Here is a 15,297-nt window from a genome sequence, read left to right as displayed (position 1 = left end):
TGTTTAATTCAGTTTCTAACGGTTAACATTCGGACAAGGCATGCTGCATTAACTTCTAATTTAATGATTTTGCGCGTTATTTCCTCCGGCATTTAACTTGTCAGAGTTGTTTATTCCCGCCAAAATTGTCTTAAATAACAGTTCTATCTGGGAGCATCGGGCTAACGTGAAGGCAGGATTTTGGCTGAATTGAGCAAAGCATGAGCACAATCCTCATTGTATTGATAATAGTGCTGGTCTGCTCAGCTCTGGCAGGCGTCGGCTTTTGGTACGCTATGCGGCATCGTCCGCCGTTGGCGAAACCGCTGCCATTTATCAGTCCGCCCTGCCGTAAACTCACCGATGACGAACGTCGCGCGGTAGAGAAATATGTCGCCTCGATTGCCAGACAGTCGCGTCCCGTCACGCCTGGCGAAAAGCACCCCGCGTTCGACAACCTGACGCTCACCGCCCAGAGCAATAACGTCTATCCCGTGACGCGCGCCATTACCCGCTACGGCCTCTCAACGGACGATCCGCACAAGTGGCGCTACTATCTCGACGAAGTTGAAGTGCATCTGCCGCCGCACTGGGAGCAGTACATCACCGATGAAAACTACGTCGAACTGATCCGCACCCAGACCGTGCCGCTGGTGATCTCGCTCAACGGCCACTCGCTGATCAACTATGGTACGGACCAGCCGGCGCTGCCGGCGCTGGTGCGTCCCGGCTCGACCAACGCCTCGATCCGTAAGGAAGAGAGCGAAAACGTCGAGCTGCTGCAGGTGCGCAAAGAGACGCTGGAGGAGTATCAGCTGACGCGGCCGGACGGCACGCGCGAGGCGGTCACCATCACCTTCGCCTTTTTGCTGTTTTTCGTCAGCCTGCTGGTGCCAACCAGCCTGATGGGCTGGCTGGTGCTGCTGGGCTGCGCCATGATCGGCGCCAGCGTCTGGTCACTGTTTCACATTCCTGCGCAAAAGCGCATGCGCGATATCCACTGCCTGCGCGGCGCGCCCAAGCGCTGGGGCCTGTTCGGCGAGTCGAACCAGGAGCAGAGCAATATCACGCTGGGCATTATCGACCTTGCCTATCCGCCGCACTGGCTGCCCTATGTGGCGCACGATCTCGGCCAGACCACCGACGTCGAGATCTACCTGAACCGTCAGGTGGTGCGTCAGGGCCGCTTTCTGTCGCTTCAGGATGAAGTGCGCAACTTTCCTATCCAGCGCTGGCGCAAAAACGTGGTGCTGGCCTGCGGCTCGCTGCTGGTGATGGCGCTGCTGGTGAGCTGGATCCCGCTCAGCATGCCGATCAAACTCAGCCTGGCCTGGATAAAAGGCACCGAAAGCCTGGCCGTCGACAACGTGGACAAGCTGGCGGCGCAGACGCTGCACGTCGGCGATATTTTAAAGGTCAACGGCACCGGCATGTGTTCCGTGCCCGATAACTATCAGAGCAACCGCAGCTACGCCTATATGCCGTTCGACTGCTCGGCGGTCTACTGGAACAACGCCTCGCCGCTGCCTCAGCCGCAGTCCGACATTATCGACAAAGCCGCGGCGCTGCTGGACGCCACCACGCGCCAGCTGCATCCGGAAACCAACACCGATCCCAAGCTCAACCCGCAGCTCGCCTCGGCGATCCAGAAATCGGGCATGATCCTGCTGGACGACTTTGCCGACCTGGTGCTGAAAACTCAGGACCTCTGCAGCCAGCAGCAGGATTGCGTGCGGCTGAAGAACGCGCTGGTCAATCTCGGCAACGCCAAAGACTGGGATACGCTGGTGCGCCGCGCCGATTCCGGCCAACTCAACGGCATGAACGTGCTGCTGCGCCCGGTCAGCGCGGAAGCGCTGGAAAACCTGGTCAATACCGCCACCTCCAGCTTCTTTTTCCGCGAGACGCGCCGCGCCGCCGAAAACCTTAACAGCCCGCCGCCGGGCGGCTTCCTGATCGTCAGCGACGAGGGTCGCCAGCTGGTGAATCAGCCGCAGCCGACGGTATCGCTGTTCGATCTCGACGCGCCGTCGCAATGGCGCGAGCTACAGCGCCTCTCCGGCATGCTGCTGCACACGCCGTTCAGCGCCAGCGGCATCATCACCGGCCTGTCAGTCGACGCCAACGGCACGCGTCATATCGCGCTGCACAACGAACCGGATGCGATGGCGATGTGGCGCTATCTCGGCACTGCCCTGCTGCTGACGGTATTGCTCGCCTGCGCGCTGATCAACGGCCTGCTGGCGCTGCGCCGCATTCACCGCAACCGTCAGCGCATGGCGAATATTCAGCACTATTACGACAAATGCTTTAATCATAATCTCGGCACCATGCAGAGCGTGCGCTCGATGTTCTGACGCGGCCGTCGCCGCCTCTCACCCTCCCCTCTTCCCGCCTGTTTTGTGCTACCCTGTCGCCCGCTTTTCACCGGAGAACCTGCCTGATGACGCTGAACTGGTCGCAAATCGATACCGTGCTGCTGGATATGGACGGCACGCTACTGGATCTGGCGTTCGACCGCCATTTCTGGCTGGAGCATGTGCCGCTAACGCTGAGCGAAACGCGCGGTATTACACTGGCGGAAGCGGAGTCGCTGATCGCCGGAAAGTACCAGGCGGTGGCGCATACGCTAAACTGGTATTGTCTGGACTACTGGGCAGCAGAGCTGGGGCTGGATATCCGCGCCATGACCTTTGCGAAACGTAGCCTGGCGGCGATGCGCGACGATACCGTGCCGTTTTTGCAGGCGCTGCGTCAGGCGGGAAAACGCACCATCCTGCTGACCAACGCCCATCCGTACAATCTGGATGTCAAACTGGCGCAGACCGGCCTTGCGCCGCACCTTGATTTATTACTTTCCACCCATACCTTTGGGTATCCGAAAGAGGACCCGCGCTTATGGCAGGCGGTGGAGCAGCATACCGGACTTGATCGTCCCCGAACGCTGTTTATTGATGACAACGAGACCATTCTCGACGCCGCGAAAAGCTGGGGCATCGGCTGCTGTTTAGGCGTCAGCAATCCCGACTCCGGGCGTCCCGATCAGGTCTTCCAGCGTCACGCGGCGGTCCGCGATTTTCGCACCCTGTGCCGCGCGCTGGCGTAAACGGGAGCAGCAATGAAAGAGAAAAGCAGCGAAGGCGTGCGCCTCGACAAATGGCTCTGGGCGGCGCGCTTCTACAAAACGCGCTCGCTGGCGCGCGACATGATTGAAGGCGGCAAAGTGCACTACAACGGCCAGCGCAGCAAGCCGAGCAAGCTGGTGGAGCTGGAGGCGGAGCTGACGCTGCGCCAGGGCAACGACGAGCGCACCGTGATTGTTACCGCGCTGAGCGACAAGCGCGGTCCGGCGGAGGTGGCGCAGCAGCTCTACAGCGAAACCGCCGCCAGCATTGAGAAGCGGGAAAAAGTGGCGCTGGCGCGCAAGATGAATGCGCTGACCATGCCGCATCCCGATCGCCGCCCCGATAAAAAAGAGCGCCGCGATCTGCTGAAATTTAAATTAACGGGCGACGACCAGGGTTAGCCCCAACGAGAGAAACTTTATGTCTGTACAAGATCAACTGCATCGTTACCTGTTTGAAAATGTGGCCGTGCGCGGCGAGCTGGCGAACGTCAGCCACACCTGGCAGGAAATTATCAAAAACCACGACTATCCGGCACCGGTGCAGACGCTGCTGGGCGAGCTGCTGGTGGCGACCAGCCTGCTGACCGCCACCCTGAAGTTCGACGGCGACATCACGGTACAGCTGCAGGGCGATGGGCCGCTGACGCTGGCGGTGATTAACGGCAATAACCGTCAGGAGCTGCGCGGCGTGGCGCGCGTGAAGGGCGATATTCCGGCGGACGCCACGCTGAAAAGCATGGTCGGCACCGGCTATCTGGCGATCACCATTTCGCCGGAGAAAGGCGAGCGCTATCAGGGCGTGGTCGGCCTGGAAGGCGAAACCCTGGCTGCCTGCCTGGAAGATTACTTTATGCGCTCTGAGCAGCTGCCGACGCGCCTGTTTATTCGCACCAATGAAAAAGGCGCGGCGGGCATCCTGCTGCAGGTGCTGCCGGCGCAGGACACCCAGACCGAAGACTTCAACCATCTGGCGACGCTGACCGAAACCGTGAAGAGTGAAGAGCTGATCGATCTGCCGGCCACCGACGTGCTGTGGCGCCTCTATCATCAGGAAGAGGCGACGGTTTTCGATCCGCAGCCGGTAAGCTTTAAGTGCACCTGCTCGCGCGAGCGCTGTGGTGAAGTGCTGAAAACCCTGCCGCAGCATGAGGTTGACGAGATCATCGAAGAGGATGGTCAGGTCGATATGCACTGCGACTACTGCGGCACTCACTACGTCTACGACGCGGTCGATATTGCAGCGATCCGCAAAGGCGGCGCGGAAGGCGAAAGCAGCGACAGCATTCACTGATTTATCATCCTTGGGCGGCGTCGCCGCCCTTTTCCCCTGCCGCGATATCCCCTTAATTTACAAAGTAAAATAACCCGTTTTCGCGAACTTTAGTTTCAAAAGCGGCTCTTTTCGCTCCTTAACGCGCCCTGGTTCGCATTTCTGACGGACAACGCTTTTCCCACAGGCTGAGAAGAGTACACTGCGCGCGATCGTGCATCCGCCCAGCCGCGTGCGGCGCCTGTTGTACGACACCTATAACTATTCGCCTGTGCAGTACCAAAACGATTTAAGGAGCAGTCAATGCGCGTTACCGGCCTGACCTCGCAAGATCTTGCCGCTTTGGGCATCGAGGACACCACCGAAGTGGTTCACAATCCCGATTTCGATACGCTGTTTGCCGAAGAACTTCGTCCTGAGCTGGAAGGTTATGCGCGCGGCACTCTCACGCAAAGCGGCGCCGTCGCGGTCGATACCGGCATTTTTACCGGCCGCTCGCCAAAGGATAAATATATCGTCCGCGATGACACCACCCGCGACACGCTGTGGTGGAACGATCGGGGAACAGGCAAAAACGACAACCAGCCGCTGTCGCCGGAAGTCTGGCAGCAGCTCAAAGCCTGCGTGACGCGCCAGCTCTCCGGCAAGCGCCTGTTCGTGGTGGACGCCTTCTGCGGCGCCAACGCCGATTCACGCCTCAGCGTGCGCTTCGTCACCGAGGTCGCCTGGCAGGCGCACTTCGTCAAAAACATGTTTATTCAGCCGAGTGAAAGCGAACTGGCGGCGTTTAAACCTGACTTCACGGTGCTGAACGGGGCGAAATGCACCAACCCCGACTGGCAGGCGCAGGGGCTGCACTCTGAGAACTTCGTGGCGTTCAACCTGACCGAAAACATGCAGCTGATCGGCGGCACCTGGTACGGCGGCGAGATGAAGAAAGGGCTGTTCGCGGTGTTGAACTACCTGCTGCCGCTGCGCGGCATCGCCTCGATGCACTGCTCGGCCAACGTCGGCAAAGCGGGTGACGTCGCGGTGTTCTTTGGTCTTTCCGGCACCGGCAAAACCACCCTCTCCACCGATCCTGAGCGCCAGCTGATCGGCGACGACGAACACGGCTGGGACGACGACGGCGTGTTTAACTTCGAAGGCGGCTGCTACGCCAAGACCATTAAACTCTCCGAGCAGGCCGAGCCGGAGATCTACCGCGCCATCCGCCGCAACGCGCTGCTGGAGAACGTGGTGGTGCGCGAAGACGGCAGCGTCGACTACGACGACGACAGCAAGACGGAAAACACCCGCGTCTCCTATCCGATCGATCACATCGACAATATCGTGCGTCCGGTGTCAAAAGCGGGCCACGCGAAGAAAGTGATCTTCCTGACCGCCGACGCCTTTGGCGTGCTGCCGCCGGTGTCGCGCCTGACGCCTGAGCAGACGCAGTATCACTTCCTGTCCGGTTTTACCGCCAAGCTGGCCGGCACCGAGCGCGGCGTCACCGCGCCGACGCCGACCTTCTCCGCCTGTTTCGGCGCGGCGTTCCTGACGCTGCATCCGACGCAGTATGCCGAGGTGCTGGTGAAGCGCATGCAGGCGGCGGGCGCGCAGGCGTATCTGGTCAATACCGGCTGGAACGGCAGCGGCAAACGCATCTCCCTGAAGGATACGCGCGCCATCATCAACGCGATTCTGGCCGGTGAGCTGGACGATGCGGAAACCGAGACGCTGCCGGTGTTCAACCTGCAGGTGCCGACCGCGCTGGGGCAGCTTGACGCCGCCACGCTCGATCCGCGCAGCAGCTGGGAAAGCAGTGAGAAGTGGCAGGAAGCGGCGCGCGATCTGGCGCAGCGCTTTATCACCAACTTTGAGAAGTACACCGATAACGCGGCGGGCGCCGCGCTGGTCAAAGCGGGCCCGGTGCTGTAACCCGTCGGGCGCGGCTCTCGCCGCGCCTGTTTTAGCTCTGCGCCGCGCTGATGCTGCCCGGCGCGCTCTGCTCCGTCAGCGGCAGCCAGGCGCGAATGCGCAGCCCGCCGCGCTCGCTCTCGCCAATCTCCAGCGATCCCTGATGCGCATCGATAATGCGCTGCACAATCGCCAGCCCCAACCCGGTGCCGCTGGTGCTGCGCGCGCTGTCGCCGCGCACAAAGGGCTGCAGCAGATGCGCCAGCTGCTCGGGCTTAATGCCTGGACCGTCATCCTCGACCTGAAACCAGGCGCGATGCAGTTCGCGGCCGCTGCTCACCTTGATCCAGCCGTTGCCGTAGCGCGCCGCGTTCACCACCAGGTTCGCCACCGCGCGCTTGATCGACAGCGGGTTGATATTCAGCATCAGCTCTTCCGGCATCACCGCGTTCTCAATCTCCCGCTCGTAGCCGCTTTCCGCCGCCACCACTTCGCCCAGCACGCTGTTGAGGTCGGCGCGTTCGGTCTGGATCTCCTGGCCGGTGCGCAGATAGTCGATGAACTGTTCGATGATGGCGTTGCACTCTTCGATATCTTTATTAATCGATTCGGCAAGATAGCCATCCTCTTCGCTCATCATCTCGGTGGCGAGGCGAATGCGCGTCAGCGGCGTGCGCAGGTCGTGGCTGACGCCCGCCATCAGCAGCGTGCGGTCATCCGCCAGCTGCTTGACGCCTGAGGCCATCTGGTTAAAGGCGCGCGTCACCGAACGCACCTCCGACGCACCATACTCGCGCAGCGGCGGCGGAATAATGCCTTTGCCGACCTGCAGCGCCGCGTGTTCGAGATCGACCAGCGGCCGGTTCTGAATACGGATAAACAGCCACGCGCCGCCTATGGCCAGCAGCATAATCGCCAGCGTGTAGCGGAACAGCGGCGAGAAGTCGCCCTGATGGATCTCCGTCAGCGGCACGCGCACCCAGATGTCGGGCGATAGCCAGGTTTTCAGCCACACCACCGGCGAGTTTTTATTGACCTCGACGCGCACGTCGGTCGGCCCGCCAAGCTGCTGGCCCATCTGCTCGCTAAGGAATTCATAGTGCTGCGCCCAGCGCAACCCGCTCTCTTCAGCCGCCGCATTGGTATAGAGCGAAATGCCGAGTTCGCGGTAGATCTCGCGGCGGAACGCTGGCGGCACTTCCAGCTGCGTGCCGTCCTCCAGCTGCAGCCGGTCGGTCATCAACATGCGCACTTCATACGCCAGCACCTTGTTGAACTGCTGCAGGCTGGGAAGAATGGCGAAGTTGAGCACCACCAGATAGGTCGTGACCAGGCTGACGAACAGCAGGGTCACGATCAATAACAGGGTGCGGGCGAACGAACTGCGAGGCGAGAAGCGCAGTCGCCTCATGCTTTAGAACCGTCCGGAACGAACACGTAGCCTAAGCCCCAGACCGTCTGGATATAGCGCGGGTGCGCCGGATCTTCTTCCACCATGCGGCGCAGGCGCGAGATCTGCACGTCGATAGAGCGCTCCATCGCGCTGTATTCGCGTCCGCGCGCCAGGTTCATCAGCTTGTCGCGCGACAGCGGCTCGCGCGGGTGGCTAACCAGCGCTTTCAGCACCGCGAATTCGCCGCTGGTGAGCGGCATCGGCTCATCTTCGCGGAACATTTCGCGCGTGCCGAGGTTCAGCTTAAATTTGCCGAAGGCGATGACCGCCTCTTCCTGCGAAGGCGCGCCCGGCAGCTCATTGGCCTGACGGCGCAGCACCGCACGGATACGCGCCAGCAGTTCGCGCGGGTTAAAAGGCTTGGGAATATAGTCGTCGGCGCCGATTTCCAGCCCGACGATGCGATCCACCTCTTCGCCTTTCGCCGTCACCATAATGATCGGCATCGGGTTGCTCTGGCTGCGCAGACGGCGGCAAATCGACAGGCCATCTTCGCCCGGCAGCATCAGATCCAGCACCATCAGATGAAAGGATTCACGGGTCAGCAGACGATCCATCTGCTCGGCGTTGGCGACGCTGCGCACCTGAAAGCCCTGCTCGGTGAGATAGCGTTCCAGCAGCGCACGCAAACGCATATCATCATCAACGACCAGAATTTTGTAATTCTCTTGCATTTTCTACTCCCAAAGGCGCCATTGCCTGAGCCGATATTGTTAAAAAAAGTTGTCTGTCTGTGACAGTCATTAATGGTTTATATTCTAGCCGAAATTGTTACAAAGCATATTAAACAGGAGCTTATCTTTAATTTTCTCGCTGCGTTAAGTGTAAAATCACATGCTTAAGGGCGCGTTACCTTGCTTACGGCAAATCTGAAAGTCAGCCGCTTTTTCTCGCTATCGCCGGCAGTAAAACCCAGCCGCTTATTAATCAAACTTGCAGATCAACCAGTTAACGCGCAATTTGAGTTTAGCGCCATTCAGCACGCGCCTGCCGTCTGGTAGCAGAAAGCGCCTCAGCCGCGTAACAGCATAAAATATCAGCTTCTGCGCGCCGCGCCGCACGCTTCTCTCGGATTAGCGCCACTTTGCGCATCGTTCAGGCCATTCAAAAATAAAGCACGCTAAATCAATCAGTAAAGCTACCTTTCCGCCCTTTGTGAATTGCACCACACTGCTTGCACTCGCTTCACTACAGGGATAGCAATTATGAAAAAAACGTTGTTAGTGCTGGGTGCGCTGGCCACCCTTAGTCTGAACTCAGCCTGGGCGGCGACCGCGACGGGCGAAGCTGCCGGCGCGCAGGCTTCTACTACCGCACAGGGTAACTCTAACGCTATCGGCGTCGGCGCCGTGGCGGCGCTGCTCGGCGTGGCGCTGGCCACCGCTGGCGGCGGCGATAAAGGCACCTCTTCTTCCACCACCACCTCAACCGTGGCGGGAAAATAACACTTTTTGCTTTCTGACTTTTTTGACCCTGCCCGTTTCGCCACCGGGGAACGCAACAAGGGGTTTTCACCGTTGAAAACCTGTTCCCCGACTCTTTTTTGCCGCGCCCGCTTTGCTTTACACTGCCTGCCTGTTTCTTTCTGAGTCGCTACGCATGAAAACCCGACTGATCACTCGCGAAGGCTTCGATAAGCTGAAGGCCGAACTCGACTATCTCTGGCGCGAAGAACGTCCCGAAGTCACGAAGAAGGTGACCTGGGCCGCCAGCCTCGGCGACCGCAGCGAAAACGCCGACTACCAGTACAACAAAAAACGGCTGCGCGAAATCGATCGCCGCGTGCGTTATCTGACCAAAAGTCTCGAGTCGCTGCGCATCGTCGACTATTCGCCGCAGCAGGACGGCAAGGTCTTTTTCGGCGCCTGGGTCGAAGTCGAGAATGACGACGGCGAAATAAAACGCTTCCGCATTGTTGGCTACGACGAGATTTTCGGCCGCAAAGATTACATCTCTATCGACTCGCCAATGGCGCGCGCGCTGCTGAAAAAAGAGGTGGGCGACGCGGCGACGGTTGAGACGCCGGCGGGTCCGGCGCTCTGGTACGTCAACGCCATATCCTATCCAGACGCCTGATTCAGAATATCGCTGAAAGCCAGCCGCATCGCTGGCAATTTCACTTTTCAGTCCGTATAACTGTCCCCTGTTTTTTAACCCTGTAAGCAAGACAGAATCGATGATGAAAGATCTCAGCCACATTATTGCCAGTGAGCTGCAGGCGCGAGCGGAGCAAGTTGAAGCCGCCGTGCGTCTGCTGGACGAAGGGAACACCGTGCCGTTTATCGCACGCTATCGTAAAGAGGTGACCGGCGGTCTGGACGATACCCAACTGCGCCAGCTGGAGACGCGTCTCGGCTACCTGCGCGAACTGGAAGAGCGCCGCCAGTCGATTCTGAAATCCATTGCCGATCAGGGCAAACTCACCGATGAACTCGCCGGGGCGATTAACGCCACGCTGAACAAAACCGAACTCGAAGACCTCTACCTGCCCTATAAACTCAAGCGCCGCACCCGCGGTCAGATCGCCATCGAAGCGGGTCTGCAACCGCTGGCCGAGACGCTGTGGCAGGATCCGTCGCAGGATCCCGAGCAGCTGGCCGCGCAGTATGTCGACGCTGACAAAGGCGTCGCCGACGTGCGCGCCGCGCTGGACGGCGCGCGCTATATCCTGATGGAGCGCTTCGCCGAAGACGCCGCGCTGCTGGCGAAGGTGCGCGACTACCTGTGGAAAAACGCGCATCTGGTGTCGCGCGTGGTGGAAGGCAAAGAGCAGGAAGGGGCCAAATTCCGCGACTACTTCGATCATCACGAGGCGCTGCACAGCGTGCCGTCGCACCGCGCGCTGGCGATGCTGCGCGGCCGCAACGAAGGCATTCTGCAGCTTTCGCTGAACGCCGATCCGCAGTTCGACGAGCCGCCGCGCGAAAGCCACGGCGAAACGCTGATCGCCGAGCACCTCGATCTGCGCCTTAACGGCGCGCCGGCCGACGGCTGGCGCAAGGCGGTGGTGAGCTGGACCTGGCGCATTAAAGTGATGCTGCATCTGGAGACAGAGCTGATGGGCACGGTGCGCGAGCGCGCCGAAGATGAAGCAATCAACGTCTTCGCCCGTAACCTGCACGATCTGCTGATGGCGGCCCCGGCGGGCATGCGCGCCACCATGGGCCTCGATCCCGGCCTGCGCACCGGCGTAAAGGTTGCGGTGGTGGACGCCACCGGCAAGCTGGTCGCCACCGACACTATCTATCCGCACACCGGCCAGGCGGCGAAAGCCGCCACCGCGGTCGCCGCGCTCTGCGCGAAACATCAGGTCGAACTGGTGGCGATTGGCAACGGCACCGCCTCGCGCGAGACAGAGCGCTTCTTCCTTGAGGTGCAGAAACAGTATCCGCACGTGACCGCGCAGAAAGTGATCGTCAGCGAAGCGGGCGCCTCGGTCTACTCCGCCTCAGAGCTGGCGGCGCTGGAGTTCCCCAATCTCGACGTTTCGCTGCGCGGCGCCGTCTCTATTGCGCGACGCCTGCAGGATCCGCTGGCGGAGCTGGTGAAGATCGATCCGAAATCGATCGGCGTCGGCCAGTATCAGCACGACGTCAGTCAGAGCCAGCTGGCGAAGAAGCTGGACGCGGTGGTGGAAGACTGCGTGAACGCGGTCGGCGTCGATCTCAATACCGCCTCTGTGCCGCTGCTGACCCGCGTCGCGGGTCTGACGCGCATGATGGCGCAGAATATCGTCAGCTGGCGCGATGAGAATGGCCGCTTCCAGAACCGTCAGCAGCTGCTGAAGGTGAGCCGCCTCGGCCCGAAAGCCTTTGAGCAGTGCGCCGGCTTCCTGCGCATCAACCACGGCGATAACCCGCTCGACGCCTCAACGGTACACCCGGAAGCCTATCCGGTGGTGGAGCGCATTCTGGCGGCCACCGAGCAGGCGCTGAACGAGCTGATGGGCAATCCCTCCAGCCTGCGCAGCGTGAAAGCGGTGGATTTTACCGACGAGCGCTTCGGCCTGCCGACCGTGACCGACATTATTAAAGAGCTGGAAAAGCCGGGCCGCGATCCGCGCCCTGAGTTCAAGACCGCGCAGTTCGCCGAAGGCGTCGAAACCCTGAACGATCTGCTGCCGGGCATGGTGCTGGAAGGCGCGGTGACCAACGTCACCAACTTCGGCGCCTTTGTCGATATCGGCGTGCATCAGGACGGTCTGGTGCATATCTCTTCGCTGTCGGACAAGTTCGTCGAAGATCCGCATCAGGTGGTGAAAGCGGGCGATATCGTGAAGGTCAAAGTGATGGAGGTCGATCTGCCGCGCAAGCGCATCGCACTGACCATGCGGCTGGATGAGCAGCCAGGCGACAGCAGCGCGCGCAGCAGCGGCAACGGCCGCAGCGCGCCGCGCGATAACGCCCGTCCAGCTGGCGGCGCGAAGCCGCGTCCGCGCCAGAACAGCCAGCCCGCCGGCAACAGCGCGATGGGCGATGCGCTGGCGGCGGCGTTCGGCAAAAAACGCTGACTTAGCACCACGCGCGCCCGGCTGATTCCGCGCCGGGCGCGCGCAACCTCCGCTGCAAAGTTGAAAATCCCCTTCTTAACGCTACGCTGAAAACACGCCTGCATAAAAAACAACCCGGGACGTGGCACCCAATTCGCGATGGAAACGATCACAGCGCTGCTTGATAAAATCTATGCCGACACCTTTCCCCAGGCGGCGCGAGCGCGCTTGCTGAGCCGCATCGCCGCCGCGCGCGACGCGATTAAACTGCCGCGCAAAGCGCACTGGGACGAACAGGACGTGGTGCTGATCACCTACGCCGATCAGTTCCGCGAGACGGACAAGCCGACGCTGCAGAGCTTTTCCCGCTTCTACCAGCAGCATCTGCAGGCCTCCTTTCCGCTGGTGCATCTGCTGCCCTTTTTCCCCTATTCCTCCGACGACGGCTTCTCCGTGATTGATTACCATCAGGTCAATCCGCTGTGCGGCGAGTGGCCGGACGTTGCGCGGCTGCATCAGGAGACGCGCCTGATGTTCGACTTTGTCTGCAACCATATGTCCGCCCACAGCGCCTGGTTCAAACACTATCTGGCGCTCGATCCCGGCTGGGACGACTTCTTTATCAGCATGCCGCCCGCTACCGATCTTAGCGCCGTAACGCGGCCGCGCACCTCGCCGCTGCTGACGCCGTTCGAGATGGCCAGCGGCGAAACGCGCTTTATCTGGACCACCTTCAGTGCCGATCAGATCGATCTTAACTTCGGCAATCCCGAGGTGCTGATCCGCATGGTGGAGGTGCTGCTCGACTACCTGCAAAAAGGGGCGGACTACGTGCGCCTCGACGCCGTGGGCTATATGTGGAAAACGCCCGGCACGCGCTGCATCCATCTGGAGAAAACCCATCTGCTGGTGAAGCTGTTTCGCGCCATTGCCGACACGGTCGCGCCCGGCACGGTGATTATCACGGAAACCAACGTGCCGCATAAAGATAACGTCAGCTACTTCGGCGACGGCCATGACGAGGCGCAGATGGTCTACCAGTTCTCTCTGCCGCCGCTGGTGCTGCACGCCATTCACTCTGGCTCAGGACGCGCGCTGCGCCAGTGGGCCGGCGCGCTGGAGCCAGGCAATGGCGGAACCACTTTTTTTAACTTTCTCGCCTCGCACGACGGCATTGGGCTCAATCCGGCGCGCGGCATTCTCTCTGAAGTGGAAATCGTGGCGCTGGTGCGCGACCTGGCGCTGGAAGGGGCGCTGGTTTCCTATAAAAACAACCCGGACGGCACCACCAGCCCTTACGAAATCAACGTCACCTATCTTGATGCCCTTAACCGCCAGCAGGACAGCGACGACACGCGCCTGCGGCGCTTTTTACTGGCTCATGCCATTCTACTGGCGTTTCCCGGCGTGCCCGCCATCTATATCCAGAGCATTCTCGGATCGCGCAACGACTATGAAGGCGTCAAGGCCGCCGGCCATAACCGCGCCATCAACCGGCAGAAGTTCGATCTGGCGGAGATAGAGGCAGCGCTGGCGCAGAACGACACGCTGCGTCACGCCATCTACACCCGCCTGAGCCAGCTGATCCAGCTGCGCACGCGCCAGTCCGCTTTTCATCCCGATAATCCGATGCGGCTCTATGACAGCGACAATGCGCTGCTGGTGCTGAAGCGCCATGCGCCGCAGCAGGAGGATAGCGGGCTGCTGTGCGTGTTCAATCTGAGCGGCAAAAGCGTGGAGACAACGCTGCCGGAGGCGCGCCTTTTTCAGGATATCGTGACGGGAGAGAAAGTTGATGGCACCCAGCGGATAACGCTGGATGCCTGGCAGTTTGTCTGGTTAAAAAGCTGATTACTTATAGACTTCTGCGGTGGCGCTGAATTTGCCGTGTTCACGGCCTGCGATCACCAGGAAGTATTTGCCTCCTTTTTCATCAGCCTGTTTAGAAAGCTCGCGCTTGGCGTCCATTGGCGAGGTGGTTTCCGCCGTGGTGTTCACCGTGCCGATCTTCTGAAGATTCATTTTCTTCACTTCTTCTTTGGTCACTTCCTTGGCCGCAAACGCCGAAAACGACACCGCACCCATCACCATCGAAGCGACAACCCATTTCATCACCTTCATTACAGTACCCCTCATTCATTTCCGTTATGTGAGATGTAAGCAGACGCCGAATGCGTCAGGCGAGATGGAACATCATTATCCTCTCCCTGGACAATTCACATCATGAAGCGGCCATGCTTACCAGGAAAGTATTGTCGCTGCCGGAAAAAATGCCAGCCGCGCACCGGGTTTAACCGCAAAACTCTCGACTGAAATCAAGAATATGCTGACAGAAGGCGTCAGGATGCGAAATAAACGGCGCGTGCGCGGCTTTCTCCATCACCACGGAAGGCGAAGCGGGCAGCGCCGCGTCGAGCTGCGCGGCGATGCGGCGCGGGACTAGCCCGTCGAGCGCGCCATAGAGGCGCAAAAACGGCACGCTGAGCTGCGACAGCCGAGGGCGTAAATCCACCTCACGCAGGATCGCCAGCCCACCGTCCAGCACCTCGACCGGCGGCATCGGCTGCGCCAGCACCACCTCTTTTAAGCGGCGCGCATCCTGACGCGCGCTGTCGGTGCCCAGCGTCTGCAGCGCCAGAAAGCGTTCGACGGTGCGCTGGAAGTCGCTGTTGAGCTGCGCCCGAAAGGTTTCCAGCGTTTCTGGCTTAATGCCCGGCCATGACTCGCCGGCGGTAAAACAGGGCGACGAGGCGACGCTGATCAATCCCGTGACCTGCTGCGGCGCGCGCAGCGCCAGCTCGGTCGCCACCAGCCCGCCCAGTGACCAGCCCAGCAGCAGCGCGCGGGCGGGCAAATGCGGCAGCAGCTGTTGCGCCATCTCCTCCAGCGACAGCGCGCCGGCGCGCCGGCTGCGGCCATAGCCCGGCAGATCGACCAGGTGCAGGCGGAAATGCGGGCTGAGTCGCGGCACAATGCTTTGCCACACTTCGGCGTTCAGCCCCCATCCGTGCAGCAGCACAAGATCCACATTCCCTTCTCCGCAGGTGTGCCAGTAAAGCGAGGTCATCAGTTACTAT

13 protein-coding genes are annotated in these 15,297 nt (G+C 60.6%); 9 read left to right on the top strand and 4 right to left on the bottom strand.

Annotation, left to right across the window (positions count from 1 at the left end; all coding sequences use genetic code 11):
* Nucleotides 1-200: 200 nt before the first annotated feature.
* The 5 genes from MC269_RS01265 to pckA all read left to right on the top strand — a co-directional run bounded on the left by MC269_RS01265 (nucleotide 201) and on the right by pckA (nucleotide 6,299).
* On the top strand, nucleotides 201-2,336 hold the full coding sequence (locus MC269_RS01265) for an intracellular growth attenuator family protein (protein ID WP_239953500.1): 2,136 nt from the start codon (nucleotides 201-203) through the stop codon (nucleotides 2,334-2,336).
* An 86-nt stretch (nucleotides 2,337-2,422) separates the two neighbouring features.
* The gene (yrfG, locus tag MC269_RS01260) at nucleotides 2,423-3,085 is read left to right on the top strand and encodes a GMP/IMP nucleotidase (RefSeq protein ID WP_081136565.1); all 663 of its coding nucleotides are present in this window, start codon (nucleotides 2,423-2,425) and stop codon (nucleotides 3,083-3,085) included.
* A 12-nt stretch (nucleotides 3,086-3,097) separates the two neighbouring features.
* A complete protein-coding gene (gene hslR, locus MC269_RS01255) occupies nucleotides 3,098-3,505 on the top strand; it encodes a ribosome-associated heat shock protein Hsp15 (protein WP_081136563.1) in 408 nt (135 codons plus the stop codon).
* A 19-nt stretch (nucleotides 3,506-3,524) separates the two neighbouring features.
* The gene (gene hslO, locus MC269_RS01250) at nucleotides 3,525-4,397 is read left to right on the top strand and encodes an Hsp33 family molecular chaperone HslO (protein WP_081136561.1); all 873 of its coding nucleotides are present in this window, start codon (nucleotides 3,525-3,527) and stop codon (nucleotides 4,395-4,397) included.
* A gap of 282 nt (nucleotides 4,398-4,679) precedes the next feature.
* Nucleotides 4,680-6,299 carry a phosphoenolpyruvate carboxykinase (ATP) gene (gene pckA, locus MC269_RS01245; protein WP_239953499.1) on the top strand — a complete coding sequence of 540 codons (1,620 nt, stop codon included), beginning with the start codon at nucleotides 4,680-4,682 and terminating at the stop codon, nucleotides 6,297-6,299.
* Between the two features lie 31 nt (nucleotides 6,300-6,330).
* Here the strand turns inward: pckA and envZ are convergent, their stop codons facing one another.
* Together envZ and ompR are read right to left on the bottom strand one after the other, a co-directional pair.
* The gene (gene envZ, locus MC269_RS01240; RefSeq protein WP_081136557.1) at nucleotides 6,331-7,689 is read right to left on the bottom strand and encodes a two-component system sensor histidine kinase EnvZ; all 1,359 of its coding nucleotides are present in this window, start codon (nucleotides 7,687-7,689) and stop codon (nucleotides 6,331-6,333) included.
* Nucleotides 7,686-8,405: a two-component system response regulator OmpR gene (ompR, locus tag MC269_RS01235; RefSeq protein ID WP_001157751.1), complete on the bottom strand. Its 720-nt coding sequence runs from the start codon at nucleotides 8,403-8,405 to the stop codon at nucleotides 7,686-7,688. The genes envZ and ompR overlap by 4 nt, the downstream gene beginning before the upstream one ends.
* 531 nt (nucleotides 8,406-8,936) lie before the next feature.
* Between ompR and yjbE the strand changes: the two genes are divergently transcribed.
* The 4 genes from yjbE (at nucleotide 8,937) to MC269_RS01215 (ending at nucleotide 14,071) form a co-directional block, all read left to right on the top strand.
* Nucleotides 8,937-9,176: an exopolysaccharide production protein YjbE gene (gene yjbE, locus MC269_RS01230; protein ID WP_239953497.1), complete on the top strand. Its 240-nt coding sequence runs from the start codon at nucleotides 8,937-8,939 to the stop codon at nucleotides 9,174-9,176.
* Nucleotides 9,177-9,330: 154 nt separating this feature from the next.
* On the top strand, nucleotides 9,331-9,807 hold the full coding sequence (gene greB / locus MC269_RS01225) for a transcription elongation factor GreB (protein WP_239953495.1): 477 nt from the start codon (nucleotides 9,331-9,333) through the stop codon (nucleotides 9,805-9,807).
* Nucleotides 9,808-9,907: 100 nt separating this feature from the next.
* Nucleotides 9,908-12,241: a Tex family protein gene (locus MC269_RS01220; protein WP_239953493.1), complete on the top strand. Its 2,334-nt coding sequence runs from the start codon at nucleotides 9,908-9,910 to the stop codon at nucleotides 12,239-12,241.
* A gap of 138 nt (nucleotides 12,242-12,379) precedes the next feature.
* Nucleotides 12,380-14,071, top strand: a complete 1,692-nt coding sequence (locus tag MC269_RS01215; protein WP_239953491.1) for an alpha-amylase family glycosyl hydrolase — start codon at nucleotides 12,380-12,382, stop codon at nucleotides 14,069-14,071.
* On the opposite strand, the gene MC269_RS01210 is transcribed toward MC269_RS01215, so the two are convergent.
* Both MC269_RS01210 and bioH read right to left on the bottom strand, forming a co-directional pair.
* Nucleotides 14,072-14,341: a YdgH/BhsA/McbA-like domain containing protein gene (locus tag MC269_RS01210; RefSeq protein ID WP_081136547.1), complete on the bottom strand. Its 270-nt coding sequence runs from the start codon at nucleotides 14,339-14,341 to the stop codon at nucleotides 14,072-14,074.
* A 169-nt stretch (nucleotides 14,342-14,510) separates the two neighbouring features.
* A complete protein-coding gene (gene bioH / locus MC269_RS01205; protein WP_239953489.1) occupies nucleotides 14,511-15,287 on the bottom strand; it encodes a pimeloyl-ACP methyl ester esterase BioH in 777 nt (258 codons plus the stop codon).
* Nucleotides 15,288-15,297: the final 10 nt, after the last annotated feature.

The organism is Pantoea sp. Z09, assembly GCF_022394795.1.
GTDB classification, from domain to species: Bacteria; Pseudomonadota; Gammaproteobacteria; order Enterobacterales; family Enterobacteriaceae; genus Pantoea; species Pantoea latae.
The sequence above is the reverse complement of the archived record's forward strand: the minus strand, read 5'-3'. Positions and strand labels throughout refer to the sequence as shown.